The organism is Roseomonas sp. CECT 9278 (assembly GCF_918698155.1).
GTDB lineage: Bacteria > Pseudomonadota > Alphaproteobacteria > Acetobacterales > Acetobacteraceae > Neoroseomonas.
Map to the genome: position 1 here is coordinate 1 of NZ_CAKKLX010000049.1, position 14,030 is coordinate 14,030.

Here is a 14,030-nt window from a genome sequence, read left to right on the forward strand (position 1 = left end):
CACCAGCATCGGCGCGGCGCGCACCACGGCGCCGGGCAGGCCCGCGAAGCCGGTCGGCGCGCCGCCCACCGCCGGCGCGGCCACGCCCGGCAGCGCCGGTATCCGAACCAGGTCGGGCGCGCCGATCAGCACCACGCCAGGCCCCGGCGGCGGCGCATCGCCCCCCGCCAGCACCGCCTGCACCACCGGCGCCGCGGCGATGGCGGCGGCCAGCGCGGCGTCACCCGGCGCGGGGTCCGGCAGCACGATGTCGAGCGCGATCGCCGCCGGTCGCTGCGCGGCCACGGCGGCGACCAGACGCGCCAGCGCATCCCGCGGCCATGGCCATGCCCCCTGGGCAGCGAGGGTCGCGGCATCCACCGCCACGATCACCACCGGCGTCGCGCCATCCGGCGGGCGCGGCACGGCCTGGACCAGCAGGTCGGTTGCCGAATCCCGCGCCCGGTCGGCGATGCGCGGCGCAACCAGGGCGGCCAGCGCCAGCACCGCGGCGGCCAGGGCGCCGGCCTTCATCCGCGCCCCTGCGTGCCGGTCGGGCGCCAGCCTGCCGCGGAGCGCCCGGCCATCGGGCGTCAGGGACCGCCGCGACCGGCGCCCGGCGGCGATGGGCACCGCATGGCGGCGGTGGCCGTGCCGTCGGTCCCCGCATGGCCGGGCGGGCGGGCGGGCCGCTGCCGCATGACGGCCTCTCAGCCCTGCGCCAGGTGCGCCGGCACCTTCAGGCCAAGCCGGCGCGGCACCGGCCAGACCTCCCGCACCGTGCGCAGCCGCTGGAAGCCCGCCGCGACATAGGCCGGCAGCGCGCGCGGATGGTCGGCCGTGCAGGTGTTCACGGTCACCGCCGCGCGTCCCGCGCCCCAGGCGGTGTCGATCGCATGGCGCAGGACGGCGCGGCCGATCCCGCTGCCGATCGCCCAGGGCATCAGCCCGAAATAGGCCAGGTTCACCACCTGCGGGGAGCGTCGGTCGAGCTCGTAGAACCCCGCCGGCTCGCCATCCTTCACCACCACATGGACCGAGATGGCGGGCATCGACAGCAGCGCCGCCAGCTCGGCCTCCGACGCCGTGCGGCGCATCCACCACAGCCAGGGCTCGCCCACCGTGTCGTACAGGTAGCGGTAGAACGGGACCGAGCAGTGGCGTGCCTGTTCGATGCGGATGCCGGGCGGCAGGGGGCGGGGCGTGTCGGTGGGCGGCGCCTCCATGCGCAGGAAGGTGACGTCGACCGCCACCTCCTGGATGCCATTTGCCTGCGTTGCCGCCATGGCTGTCCCCTTCGCGCCGCGCGGCGAGTCTCGCGGCCCGGCGTGGCGGCGGTCAAGCCGCGCGTGCGGATCAGTTGTCGAGGAACGACCTCAGCTTGCGCGACCGCGACGGGTGCTTGAGCTTGCGCAGCGCCTTGGCCTCGATCTGGCGGATGCGTTCGCGCGTCACGTTGAACTGCTGGCCCACTTCTTCCAGCGTGTGGTCGGTGTTCATGCCGATGCCGAAGCGCATGCGCAGCACGCGCTCCTCGCGCGGGGTCAGGCTGGCCAGCACGCGGGTGGTCGCCTCGCGCAGGTTCGACTGGATCGCGGCATCGAGCGGGATGATCGCCGCCTTGTCCTCGATGAAGTCGCCCAGGTGGCTGTCTTCCTCGTCGCCGATCGGCGTTTCCAGGGAGATCGGCTCCTTGGCGATCTTCAGCACCTTCCGCACCTTTTCCAGAGGCATCCCCAGCTTTTCGGCCAGTTCCTCCGGCTGCGGCTCGCGGCCGATCTCGTGCAGCATCTGGCGGCTGGTCCGCACCAGCTTGTTGATCGTCTCGATCATATGGACCGGGATGCGGATGGTGCGCGCCTGGTCGGCAATGCTGCGCGTGATCGCCTGGCGGATCCACCAGGTCGCGTAGGTGCTGAACTTGTAGCCGCGGCGATATTCGAACTTATCGACCGCCTTCATCAGCCCGATATTGCCTTCCTGGATCAGGTCCAGGAACTGCAGGCCGCGGTTGGTGTATTTCTTGGCGATGGAGATCACCAGGCGCAGGTTCGCCTCGATCATCTCCTTCTTGGCCTGCGTCATGTCGCGCTCGCCGCGCGACACGGTGGCATAGACGCGCTTGTATTCGGCCACTGGCATGCCGGTCAGGTTCGCCACTTCCGCGATGCGCGCGCGGATCGCCTCGACCTCGGTGGAGGACTTGGCCACGAAGGCCTTCCAGCCCTTGCCCGGCAGCGCACCGACGCGCTCCAGCCAGGCCGGGTCCAGCTCAGACCCGCGCCAATGCTGCAGGAAGTCCTCGCGCTTGACCTTCTGCGCCTCGGCCAGGCGCAGGACCTGGCCCTCCAGCACGGTCAGCTTGCGGTTGAGGCCCTTGAGCTGGTCGACCAGCTCCTCGATGCGGTTGTTATGGAGGTGGACCTTCTCGACCAGCGAGATCAGCTCGCGGCGCGACTTCTCGTAGGTCTTCTCGCCCCGCCCGGCCAGTTCCTCGCCGGAGGTATAGGCCTCCATGCGCTTGTTCGAGAGCTTGGCCAGCTTGCCGTAGAGGCTTTCGATCTGCTCGAAATTCGCCAGCACCTCGGGCTTCAGCTTTTCTTCAAGGGCCGAGAGCGACAGGCCCATGCCCTCGCCTTCCTCGCCTTCCTCGAATTCCTCCTCGGCGGCCGGGGCGGGGGTGCCGTCGGGCGTGCCGGCGGACTGCGTGGCCTCCAGGTCGATCACGTCGCGCAGCAGCATGCGCGGCGGCGTGGCCTTCACCGCCTCATGCCAGCGCAGGATGGCCTGGAAGGTCAGGGGGCTTTCGCACAGCCCCCCGATCATCATGTCGCGCCCGGCCTCGATGCGCTTGGCGATGGCGATCTCGCCCTCGCGGCTGAGGAGTTCGACCGAACCCATCTCGCGCAGGTACATGCGCACCGGGTCGTCGGTGCGGCCGAGGGTTTCCTCATCGACGTTGCCGCCGGATTCCTCCTCCTCCTCGCCATCCTTCTTCTCGGCCGGCTTGGCGGGGGCGGCCTCGCCGTCCTCGGTCTCCTCGGCCTCGACCACGTTGACGCCGGCCTCGCTGAGCGTGGCGAGCGTGTCCTCGATGGTCTCGGAGGAGACCTGCTCGGGCGGCAGGGCGGCGTTCATCTCGTCATAGGTGACGTAGCCGCGCTCCTTGCCGCGGGCGATCAGCTTCTTGACGGCCGCCGACTGGGTGTCGAGCAGCAGCCCTTCGACCTGTTCGTCCCGGGTCTCGGTCGTCTCGGCCCCTGCCGCCGCCTTGCTCGCCATGCGTGTTCCGCTCCGTCCAACGCCTTCGGGCACCCGATGGAAACCGGATGCCCGAGAAAAAAGCCCCTACCCTATGCGGCGTCGCCCGACGCGCCGGCCGCCTCGTCCCCGCGGCGGATCGCCTCCAGCTGTTCGGACAGCCGCTTGAGGCGCAATTCCGCGATCGGGTCGTTGGTCTCGATCAAGGCCGTCAGCGCTTCCTGCTGCTGTTCCCGCAACCCCGCCTCGCCGCCAAGCCGGGCAAAGAAGTGCCAGAAGCCTTCCTCGACCTCCCCCGGCAGGGCCTCCGGCCGTGCCGCGACCGGCAGGCCGGCGGGCGACAAGGCCCAGGACGCGGCATCTTCGAACCCGGTTTGAGCGAGGTGGGCGATCAGACCTTCGGAGTCAACCCGTTCGGCCCCCGGATGCCATGCGAGAATCGCGGCCCGAAGCTGCGCCGGCGCGCCATCGGGCAGGTCGAGCAGCCCGACACCCTCCTCGACCTGGGGCAGCAGCCAGGGGTGGCGCAGCAGGATCGCCAGCAGCATGCGGGCGCGTTCGGCCTGCACCGGGGCGGCGGAAATGGCCGGGCGCGGCGCCGCGCGGCGGCCGCTGACCAGGTGCGGCAGGCTTGCCGCGATGCCGCCGCTGGCCTTCAGCCGGACGCCCTTCCTGCGCGCGGCGCTCTCGACCTCGCGCAGGATCTCGCGCCGGCGCTGGTTGAACAGGCGGGCGACCGAGGACTTCTTCGGCCGGTCGGCGATCGCCGAAATCCAGCCATCGTGCTTTCGCTGCCACCCTTCCTGGGCTTCGCGCGAGCGCAGGTCGATCCCTTCGCGCGAGACATCGAAGATCACGTCGAAGATGTCGGGCGCACTGCCCAGCAGGCTGTCGAAGGCGCCCCGGCCGGCGGATTGGATCAGGCTGTCGGGGTCCTGGCCCTGCGGCAGGCGGACGGCGGCGAGGGATTTCTCGCCCTCGAGCAGCGGCAGGGCGGTCTCGGCGGCGCGCAGCAGGGCGCGGGTGCCCGCGGCATCGCCGTCGAAGCAGAGCACCGGCTTGGGCGACAGGCGCCACAATTCCTCGAGCTGTTCGGGCGTGAGCGCGGTGCCGAGCGGTGCCACCGCGCCGCTGAAGCCCGCCTGGTGCAGGGCGATCACGTCCATGTAGCCCTCGGCGACCACCACGCTGGCGCCGCGGAAGGCGCCCTCCCGCGCCAGGTCCAGGCCATAGAGGCCCATCCGCTTGCGGAACAGCGGCGTCTCCGGGCTGTTCACGTATTTCGGCTGGCCATCGCCCAGGATGCGGCCGCCGAAGGCGATCACGCGGCCGCGGCGGTCGCGGATCGGGAACATCACGCGGGCATAGAAGAAGTCGCGCGGCGGGTCGCCGGCCTCGCCCGCGCGCAGCAGGCCGGCTTCCAGCAGCTGGTCCTCAGTGATCTCCTCGCCGCGCAGGTCGGCGGCGATCGCACCCCGCCCGGATGGCGCCCAGCCGAGCCCGAAGGCGCGGATGGTCGCCTCGGTCAGCCCGCGCTTCAGCAGGTAGTCCAGCGCCGCGCGGCCCTCGGGCAGGAACAGGCGGCGGTGATAGGCCTCGGCCGCGGCGGCCATGACGGCGTGCAGGTCGCGGGCGCGGCGGTCGCGCGCGGCCTCCTGCGGGCTGGGCTTGGGGACGTCCAGGCCGGCCTCGGCGGCCAGGCGTTCCACCGCCTCGGGGAAGGCGGCGCCCTCGGCCCGCATGACGAAGGTGATGGCATCGCCATGCGCGCCACAGCCGAAGCAATGGAAGTGGTCGTCATAGACATAGAAGGACGGCGTCTTCTCGCCATGGAAGGGGCAGCAGCCCTTCCAGTTCCGGCCGGACTTGGCCAGCCGTGTCTTGCGGCCGATCAGGCCCGGCAGCGGCGTGCGGGCGCGCAGCTCATCGAGGAAGGCGGGCGGGAGGGCCATGGCGGGGGCGAGTGTCTAGCACAGCAAGACGCCGCGCGCTGCGCTGCCAAGGCATGCGGGGCGCGGGTCCGCCGGTCGGAGAAAAATATTGCGTCGCTTCCTGAATAAAGCATGAGTCCCGCCACGGCGAACGGGCGGGCACGCGCCAGGCGCCACGGGCACGGGCAGGACCATCCCATCGGTAGATGGGCGTGGCATTTTATGCACGCAAGAGGTGTAGCGCGATGACACCATTCAACCAGAATTTCCTGGTCCTCAACCCTGTCGCACCACAGGGTGCCAGCACCGCCGGCACGGCCTTCGACCGCATCGTCGACATCCTCGCCGTGGATCGCGGCCTGCGCGCGAACATCCCGCAGGAGGAATGGGACGCCGGCCTGGCCGCCGCCGATGCCCTGAACGCCATGATCGCGCAGGGCATCGCCGCAACCGGCATCGGCGCCGACAAGCGCATCACCGCCGCCGAGGTCGCCACGCTCAATGCCTGGTTCCGCGCCACGCCCGGGCGCTACGACGCCTTCCTGGCCCTGCACGGGGACGACGAGGACGGCGAGGAGACCGCCTACCACCTGGTGCAGAACGATGGCGCGCGGGAGGCGATGTTCGGCCGCAACCTGGCCAATACCATCGCCGACAGCCTGTACCACATCGGCTTCCAGATCGTGGACGGCGTGTTCCGCAACGAGGACGGCGACGCCAATGCCTCGGTGGAGGACATGGCCGCCTGGCTGACCTATTTCATCGCCGACCCGTCCACCACCGGCACCGGCCTCGATGACATCGTCGATGCGCTCATCGTCGATCGCGGGCTGTCGCAATGGACCTCGGCGCAGGGGATCCTGTCGGGGCTGGCGGCGGCGGATGCGCTGAACCGCATGATCCTGGACGGGCTCGCGGCGGTGAACGCCACGGCCGATGGGCGCGTCTCGGCGGCCGAGGTCGCCGCGGTGTCGGCCTGGATCCGCGGCGACGCGGCGCGCGAGGCCCGGTTCATCGAGTTGCACGGCAACGACGAGGGCGGGATCGAGACCGGCTTCCACACCATCCAGGGCAATGGCGCGCGCGCCACCTACCTCGGCGAGAACCTGGCCAACACCATCGCCGACGGGCTGTACCACATCGGCTTCGAGATCGTGGACGGGCGCTTCCGCAACGAGGACGGCGACGACAATGCCGATATCGGCGATGTCGCCACCTGGCTGAACTTCCTGCTGCTGGGCACCCGCGCCATCGAGGGCAGCGACCGCGGCACCTTCGAACGCGGCACCGACGAGGTCGAGCGCTTCAACATGGCCGGCGGCGACGACGACGTCGAGGCGATGGGCGGCGCCGATACCATCCGCCTGGGCGATGGCAACGACTGGACCGATGCCGGCGCCGGCAACGACAGCGCCTGGGGCGAGGCCGGCGACGACTGGCTGGAAGGCGATGACGGCCTGGACACGCTGCGCGGCGGCGACGGCAATGACGGCCTGGTCGGCGGCATCGGCATCGACTGGCTCCATGGCGATGCCGGCAACGACCGGCTGTTCGGCCAGCTGGGCAACGACCTGCTGCTCGGTGGCCTGGGCAATGACGAACTGGATGGCGGACACGGCATCGACCGCCTGTGGGGTGGCGCGGGCAACGACAAGCTGATGGGCGGCGACCTGGCCGACATCCTGTACGGCGATGCCGACAACGACCGGCTGTCCGGCGGCAACGGCAACGACACCGCCCATGGCGGCACCGGGGTCGACACGCTGCTGGGCGAAAGCGGCGACGACGTGCTGCGCGCCGAGGACGGCAACGACCTGCTGCGTGGCGGCATCGGGCGCGACATGATGGTGGGCGGCGCCGGCAACGACGACATGGGCGGCGATGCCGACACCGATTGGCTCTATGGCGATGCCGGCGACGACTCGCTGTATGGCGGCGACGCGCGCGACCTGCTGGTCGGCGGCATCGGCAATGACCGGCTCTATGGCCAGGCCGGCGACGACCTGGTGCGCGGCGATGCCGGCTTCGACCTGGCCGCCGGCGGCGACGGCCATGACAGCCTGGTCGGCGGCGACAACGAGGACACGCTGCTGGGCGAGGCCGGCAACGACACGCTGGGCGGCGATGCGGGCAACGACGTGCTCGGCGGCGGCGCCGACAATGACAGCCTGCTGGGCGGCGCCGGCAACGACACGCTCTGGGCCGACTATGGCAACGACACGCTGGATGGCGGCGAGGGGGGCGACCTGCTCGATGGGTCGCACGGCAACGACAGCGCGGCCGGGGGCGCGGGCAACGACACGCTCTGGGGCTATACCGGGCGCGACAGCCTGGCCGGCGGGTCGGGCGACGACGTGCTGGACGGGCATGACGACAACGACCGGCTGGAGGGCGGGTCGGGCGACGACACGCTGAATGCCGGCAGCGGCGACGATGCGTTGCATGGCGGGTTCGGGGCCGACCGGCTGTGGGCGTCCTCCGGTGCCGATATCCTGGTCAGCCGGTCGGATGCCGGGGAGCCGCTGCCGGCGGGCGGCGGCGCGCGCATCCTGCCGGCCTTCACCGGCGCCTCGGCCGATACGCTGGGCGGCGGGTCGGGCGAGGACCTGTTCCGCTTCGAACTCACGCTCAATACCACCGCGACGGTCGCGAACCGCCACCTGAACCCGGACGGGACGGTGGACTGGGCGGGGGTCGCAACCGAGAACGCCACGCGCCACGCCCATTGGATCGACGGCATCGGTGCCGACGTGATCAGCGACTACCGGTATTCGGAAGGCGACCGCATCTCGATCGCCGGGCTGGGGGTGGAGGTGGCGTCGATCGAGCGGGTGAGCACCGCGTCGGGCATGGCGAGCGTGATCACCCTGCGCAGCCAGCAGGGTGCATCGGGCGCGCGCGACGAGGACCTGCTGGGCAGCATCACGGTATTCGGCGAGCAGGTGACGCTGGGGCAGGTCGGCGTGGACGCCACCGCGGTGCTGGGGGCGTGGTCCCGGCCGGCCGAGGCGCCCTATGCGCTGGAAGCCGGGATCGGCGTGCTGCCGGCCTGGCCGGAGCTGCTGTAGATTTGCGCCGGAGGGCGGGCGCGGCTATCCAGCCCGCCTTCCAGCCCATGAGGAACATCGCATGACCCCGGCCGAACGCGCCGCCGTGCAGGCGCATCTCCGCCGCCTGTTCGGCAACAACCGCATCGCCGTCACGGCGCCCGAGCGCAAGAGCGGTTCGACCGAGCTGAAGGTCGGCGACGAGTTCATCGGCACCATCCACCGCGATGCCGAGGATGGCGAGGTCTCCTACGCCGTGCAGATCGTGGTGCTGTCGGAAGACCTGGAAATGCCGAACTGACGCGCCTGGCGCCGCGTGCCCGCCGCTGGCGGGCGGCGCGGCGCCAATGAGGCCGGCCGGATCGACCGCCGCCGCGGGGGCGCGTCAGCCGCCCAGGCGCGCCTTCACCAGCGGCCCGGCCTTCGCCATGTCGAGCGTCGCGGCGTGCTGCGCGCGCAGCGCGGCCATGACCTTGCCCATGTCCTTGATGGTCGCCGCGCCGGTCTCGGCGACCGCGGCATCCACCGCGGCGGCCATGGCGGCATCGTCCATCTGCCGGGGCAGGAAGGATTCGATCACCGCGATCTCGGCTTCCTCCTTGGCGGCCAGTTCCTCGCGCCCGCCCTGGCGGTACATCGCGACGGATTCGGCGCGGGACTTCGCCATGCCGCGCAGCATGGCGACGATGCCGGCATCATCCACCGGCGGGCCGGGGCGGGCGGCGATGTCGGTGTCCTTCAGCTTCGCCGTGATCATCCGCAGGGTGGAGACGCGGGCGGCCTCGCCGGCGCGCATCGCGGTCTTGAGTTCGTCGGTGAAGCGGGCGCGCAGGTCCATGGCGTCTGTCCTCGGTCGGTTCGGCGCGGATATAGCGCGGCCGGCCGCTGGGAGGAAACTTCCCATGCGCCGGATTCAGCTTGCGGTGGGAAATCACTTCCCGGCATAACCCCGCCCATGCGCACCGTGGAAGAAATCATCGCCCTGCTGGGCGGGCCCGAGGCCGCCGCCGCCCGCTGCGGCGTGGGCACCGAGGCCATCCGCAAATGGCGCCAGGCCCGCGCGATTCCTGCCAAGCACTGGCCCGCCGTGCTGGCCGCGACCGGCCTGACGCTGGCCGAGCTTCCCGGCACCCCCGCCGAAACCCCCAGGACGGAGCCTTCCATGGCCAGCCCCGATACCCCCCCCGACGGTGCGACCGGCTGCCTGGTGCTGGCCGACGGGACGGTCTTCTGGGGCCACGGCTTCGGCGCCGAGGCCGCCGCGGTCGGCGAGATCTGCTTCAACACCGGCATGACCGGGTATCAGGAGACGCTGACCGACCCGTCCTATGCGGGCCAGGTCATCACCTTCACCTTCCCGCATATCGGCAATGTCGGCACGAATATCGAGGACATCGAGACCATCACCCCCGCCGCACGCGGGCTGATCGTCAAGCAGGACGTGACCGAGCCGGCCAATTACCGCTCCACGAAGCACCTGCATGACTGGCTGGTGTCGCACGGCATCCCGGGGCTGGCGGGGATCGACACGCGGGCGCTGACCGCGCGCATCCGCGACGCCGGCGCGCCCAATGGCGTGGTCTGCCACCGCGCCGATGGGAAGTTCGACCTGACCGCGCTGCGCGCCCAGGCCGCCGGCTGGCCGGGGCTGGAAGGCATGGACCTGGCGAAGGAGGTCACGACCCGCCAGAGCTTCTCCTGGGACGAGACCGAATGGGCCTGGCCGGACGGCTTCGGCCGCCAGGCGGCGCCGAAGCACAAGGTGGTCGCGGTGGATTACGGCGCGAAGCGCAACATCCTGCGCTGCCTGGCGTCGTCCGGCTGCGAGGTGGTGGTGGTGCCCGCCACGGCGACCGCCGAGGAGATCCTGCGCCACAAGCCCGACGGCGTGTTCCTGTCGAATGGCCCGGGCGACCCGGCGGCGACCGGCGTCTATGCCATCCCGGCGATCCAGGGCGTGATGGAGGCCGGCGTGCCTGTCTTCGGCATCTGCCTGGGGCACCAGCTGCTGTCGCTGGCGCTGGGGGCCAAGACCTACAAGCTGGCGCGCGGGCATCGCGGCGCCAACCAGCCGGTGAAGGACCTGCAGACCGGCAAGGTCGAGATCACCTCGCAGAACCACGGCTTCGCGGTGGACCCCAAGACGCTGCCCGCCAATGCGAAGGTCACGCATGTCTCGCTGTTCGACGGCACGAACGAGGGCATCGCGGCGACCGACCGCCCGGCATTTTCCGTGCAGTACCACCCGGAGGCGAGCCCCGGCCCGTCCGACAGCCATTATTTGTTCGACCGCTTCGTCGCGATGATCGAGGCGCACAAGGCCGCCGCCTGACGCGGCCGGTCCATCGAGGGGGAAAGCCATGTTCGATCTTTCGGGGCGCGCGGCGCTGGTCACCGGTGGCAATGGCGGCATCGGCCTGGGCTTCGCGCGCGGGCTGGCGAAGGCCGGCGCCGCGGTGATGGTGGCCGGGCGCAACGCGGCGAAGAACGCCGCCGCGGTGGCGGAGCTGACGGCGCTCGGCGCGCGCGCCGACAGCGTGGAAGTCGATGTGACGAACGAGGCATCGATCCGCGCGATGGTTGCGACCACGGCGGAACGGCTCGGCCGGCTGGATATCCTGGTGAACAATGCCGGGACGAATATCCGCAACCGCCCGGAACTGACGCGCATGGAGGACTGGCACACGGTGCTGTCCACCAACCTGACCAGCGGGATGATCGCCGCGCAGGCGGCCTATCCGTGGTTGAAGCAGGGCGGCGTCGGGCGCGTCATCAACAACGGGTCGATGCTGTCGATCTTCGGGCTGCCGTTCCATGCGGCCTATGGCGCATCGAAGGGCGGCGTGGTGCAGATGACGAAGTCGATGGCTGTCGCGTGGGCGGCGGATGGCATCACGGTGAACGTGATCCTGCCGGGCTGGATCGACACGGACCTCACGCGCAAGGCGCGGGTCGACATGGCGAACCTGAACGAGGACGTGCTGCGGCGCAGCCCGGTCAAGCGCTGGGGCACGCCCACGGATTTCGAGGGCGTCGCGGCGTTCCTGGCGAGTGACGCGGCGGGTTTCATCACCGGGGTGGCGATCCCGGTGGATGGCGGGTTCTCGGTGCACGGGTGAATGTATTGGAAGATTTTCAAAGTTATCTAGTTCTACAGTAACTTTCCTAAGGTTCCTTGATATGGATCCGGTCCGCAACCCCTTCGCGCCAGGCGCCGGCACGCCGCCCCCGGAACTGGCCGGGCGCTTGCCATTGCTGGCGCGCGCGGAGCTGGTGCTGGACCGCATCAAGGCCGGCCGGCCGGAGAAAAGCTTCATCGCCACCGGCCTGCGCGGCGTCGGCAAGACCGTGCTGCTGGTCCGCATCAAGGAACTGGCGGTCGAGCGCGACTTCCGCGTGGCCATGGTCGAGGCCCGCGAACAGTCGCGCCTGGCGGAATTGCTGGTGCCGCACCTGCGGCGGCTGCTGCTGGAGCTCGACCGGCTCGGCACGGTGAACGAGCACGTGAAGCGCGGCCTGCGCGTGCTGCGCGCTTTCCTCGGCGCGCTGAAGGTCAAGTACGAGGGTGTGGAAATCGGCGTGGACCCGGAAACCGGCAGCGCCGACAGCGGCGACCTGGAATCCGACCTGCCGGAGATGTTCGCCGCCCTGGGCCGCGCCGCGAAGGCGCGCGGCACCGGGGTGGCACTGCTGATCGACGAATTGCAGTACCTGGATGAGGCGGAACTCAGCGCGCTGATCATGGCGCTGCACCGCGTCGCGCAGGATGGCCTGCCGCTGCTGCTGGTGGCCGCCGGCCTGCCGCAGATCGTCGGCCTGACCGGCAAGTCGAAATCCTATGCCGAGCGGCTGTTCGACTTCCCCCATGTCGGCCCGCTCGCGCCCGATGCGGCGCGGCATGCGCTGGTCGCGCCGGCGGCGGCCGAGGGTGTCGCGCTGGACGATGATGCGCTGGACGAGATCGTCCGCATCACCGAGGGCTACCCCTTCTTCTTGCAGGAATGGGGCTACACGGTGTGGAACATCGCGCCGGGGTCGCCGATCACGCTGGCCGATGTGCAGGCCAGCCATGGCGAGACGATCCGCAAGCTCGATGCCAGCTTCTTCCGCGTGCGCTTCGACAGGCTGACGCCGCGCGAGAAGGAGTATCTGCGCGCCATGGCGAGCCTCGGCCCCGGCCCGCATCGCTCCGGCGATATCGCCGAGCTGTTGAAGGTGCGCGTGCAGAGCATCGCGCCGGTGCGCGCCACGCTGATCCGCAAGGGCATGGTCTATAGCCCGGCGCATGGCGACACGGCCTTCACCGTGCCGCTGTTCGACGCCTTCATGCAGCGCACCATGCCCGACTGGAGCCGGGCCGCCTGATGCCCTCCATCGAAACCCTGCTGGTCTTCGCCGCCCTGTCGCTCGGCCTTGCGGCCACGCCCGGGCCGAACATGCTCTACCTCGTCTCGCGCGCGCTGGCGCAGGGGACCGGGGCGGGCATGGTTTCGCTCGTCGGCTGCCAGGCGGGCTCGCTGGTCATCATGCTGTGTGCGGCGGCGGGGCTGACCGCGGCGCTGTTCGCCGTGCCCTATGCCTGGGACGTGCTGCGGATCGGCGGCGCGGCCTATCTGCTGTTCCTGGCGTGGCAATGCGTGCGGCCGGGCGGTCAGCCGATCTTCTCGCCGCCCACCGGGAACCCCGCGGCGCCGCGCAGCGGTGGCGTGGGGCGGGGGCCGATGCCGCAGGAACCGCCGCTGCGGCTGTTCTCGGTGGGCTTCGCCACCGCCGCGCTGAACCCCAAGGTGGCGATCTTCTACGTGGCGGTGCTGCCGCCCTTCATCGACCCCGCACTCGGCAGCGTGTTCGTGCAGGGCGCGATGCTGGGTGCGGTGCAGATCGGTGTCGCCATCATCTTCGACGGGTTGCTGGTCTATGGCGCCGCCGGCGTGGCGCGCTTCCTCGGCACGCGGCCGGGCTGGATGGCGGCGCAACGCTGGATCCTCGGCGCCGCGCTGGGGCTGATCGCGGTGAAGCTCGCGACGGAAAGCCGCAGCTGATGGACATCGTCGCCGGGATCTTCGCGCTCGCCTATTCGGGCCTGGTGCTGTTCATGCTGGCGGCCAGCCTGCGGAAGCTGATGCCGCCGATGCGCGCGGCCCTCACCGCCTTCGCGCTGTCGGTCACGGTGCATGGCGCGACCACGCTGATGGCCGGCCCGCAGGCGCTGGCGGCGCTGGGCTTCTGGGGCATCCCGCATCTGCTGGTGCTGCCGCTGCTGCTGCTGAGCGCGCGACGCCAGCAGCGCGCGCTGGAGAACCGCTGATGTATGCCGGCCTCGATGCGCTGCTGGAGGGCGCGATCGCCGCGCTGGTGCTGATGCTGCCGGCGGTGGTGCTGTTCTGGCGGCTGACCGCGCTGTTGGGCGCTGGGCCGCGCGCACTGCGCCCGGCCGTCACCTGCTTTGCTGCCTATGGCGTCATGGCGGCGGGTGGCGGGCTCTGGGCCTTCAACACGCAGCGCCCGAGCCTGGCAGACGAAGCCATCACCGGCCTGCTGGTGGTCGGCGGCCTGGTCGCGACCGTGGCCTTCCTGACGCTGCTGCTGTTCCCGCGGAAGGCCTGACGGATGCTGCGGATGCTGCCCCTTCTGCTTCTGCTGCTGCTGTCGGCCTGCGGCGTCACCGGCTGGCAGGACCCGCCGCGCGGCCTGCAGACGGTCTGCGACGACGCCGGTGCGCGCACGAACATCGGTCCCGAGACGCGGCTCGACGCCCGCCCCCGCCCCGAATGCCGGCCCGCCGCCGCACCATCTTCACGCTGAGCCCACG

At 70.9% G+C, this 14,030-nt stretch carries 14 protein-coding genes; 9 read left to right on the forward strand and 5 right to left on the reverse strand.

Features of this window, described 5'->3' with window-relative positions; all coding sequences use genetic code 11:
- From LQ222_RS22045 to dnaG, 4 genes are all read right to left on the reverse strand, one after another.
- The coding region (locus tag LQ222_RS22045) for a CHASE2 domain-containing protein (protein WP_230169007.1) at positions 1-513 on the reverse strand (513 nt) is incomplete at its 3' end.
- 176 nt (positions 514-689) lie between these two features.
- Entirely contained in the window at positions 690-1,265 is a 576-nt protein-coding gene (locus LQ222_RS22050; protein WP_230169008.1) for a GNAT family N-acetyltransferase, read from the reverse strand.
- A 70-nt stretch (positions 1,266-1,335) separates the two neighbouring features.
- On the reverse strand, positions 1,336-3,261 hold the full coding sequence (rpoD, locus tag LQ222_RS22055) for an RNA polymerase sigma factor RpoD (protein ID WP_230169009.1): 1,926 nt from the start codon (positions 3,259-3,261) through the stop codon (positions 1,336-1,338).
- Positions 3,262-3,332: 71 nt separating this feature from the next.
- Positions 3,333-5,192: a DNA primase gene (dnaG, locus tag LQ222_RS22060; protein ID WP_230169010.1), complete on the reverse strand. Its 1,860-nt coding sequence runs from the start codon at positions 5,190-5,192 to the stop codon at positions 3,333-3,335.
- A 224-nt stretch (positions 5,193-5,416) separates the two neighbouring features.
- Between dnaG and LQ222_RS22065 the strand changes: the two genes are divergently transcribed.
- Both LQ222_RS22065 and LQ222_RS22070 read left to right on the forward strand, forming a co-directional pair.
- Positions 5,417-8,239 carry a calcium-binding protein gene (locus LQ222_RS22065; RefSeq protein ID WP_230169011.1) on the forward strand — a complete coding sequence of 941 codons (2,823 nt, stop codon included), beginning with the start codon at positions 5,417-5,419 and terminating at the stop codon, positions 8,237-8,239.
- 61 nt (positions 8,240-8,300) lie between these two features.
- On the forward strand, positions 8,301-8,519 hold the full coding sequence (locus tag LQ222_RS22070; RefSeq protein ID WP_230169012.1) for a DUF3126 family protein: 219 nt from the start codon (positions 8,301-8,303) through the stop codon (positions 8,517-8,519).
- Positions 8,520-8,603: 84 nt separating this feature from the next.
- Here LQ222_RS22070 and LQ222_RS22075 read toward each other — a convergent pair whose 3' ends face one another.
- Entirely contained in the window at positions 8,604-9,056 is a 453-nt protein-coding gene (locus tag LQ222_RS22075; RefSeq protein WP_230169013.1) for a GatB/YqeY domain-containing protein, read from the reverse strand.
- Between the two features lie 117 nt (positions 9,057-9,173).
- Here LQ222_RS22075 and carA point away from each other — a divergent pair, with 117 nt between their 5' ends.
- From carA to LQ222_RS22110, 7 genes are all read left to right on the forward strand, one after another.
- Entirely contained in the window at positions 9,174-10,550 is a 1,377-nt protein-coding gene (gene carA / locus LQ222_RS22080; protein WP_230169014.1) for a glutamine-hydrolyzing carbamoyl-phosphate synthase small subunit, read from the forward strand.
- A 28-nt stretch (positions 10,551-10,578) separates the two neighbouring features.
- Positions 10,579-11,337 (forward strand): SDR family NAD(P)-dependent oxidoreductase, encoded by a 759-nt coding sequence (locus tag LQ222_RS22085; protein ID WP_230169015.1) that lies wholly within the window; start codon positions 10,579-10,581, stop codon positions 11,335-11,337.
- 61 nt (positions 11,338-11,398) lie between these two features.
- Entirely contained in the window at positions 11,399-12,583 is a 1,185-nt protein-coding gene (locus tag LQ222_RS22090) for an AAA family ATPase (protein WP_230169016.1), read from the forward strand.
- Positions 12,583-13,260 carry a LysE family translocator gene (locus LQ222_RS22095; RefSeq protein ID WP_230169017.1) on the forward strand — a complete coding sequence of 226 codons (678 nt, stop codon included), beginning with the start codon at positions 12,583-12,585 and terminating at the stop codon, positions 13,258-13,260. The genes LQ222_RS22090 and LQ222_RS22095 overlap by 1 nt, the downstream gene beginning before the upstream one ends.
- Complete coding sequence (locus LQ222_RS22100; RefSeq protein WP_230169018.1) at positions 13,260-13,526, forward strand: hypothetical protein; 267 nt, start codon at positions 13,260-13,262, stop codon at positions 13,524-13,526. The genes LQ222_RS22095 and LQ222_RS22100 overlap by 1 nt, the downstream gene beginning before the upstream one ends.
- Positions 13,526-13,825: a hypothetical protein gene (locus LQ222_RS22105; RefSeq protein WP_230169019.1), complete on the forward strand. Its 300-nt coding sequence runs from the start codon at positions 13,526-13,528 to the stop codon at positions 13,823-13,825. Before LQ222_RS22100 ends, LQ222_RS22105 begins: the two co-directional genes overlap by 1 nt.
- A gap of 3 nt (positions 13,826-13,828) precedes the next feature.
- Entirely contained in the window at positions 13,829-14,023 is a 195-nt protein-coding gene (locus tag LQ222_RS22110; RefSeq protein ID WP_230169020.1) for a hypothetical protein, read from the forward strand.
- Positions 14,024-14,030: the final 7 nt, after the last annotated feature.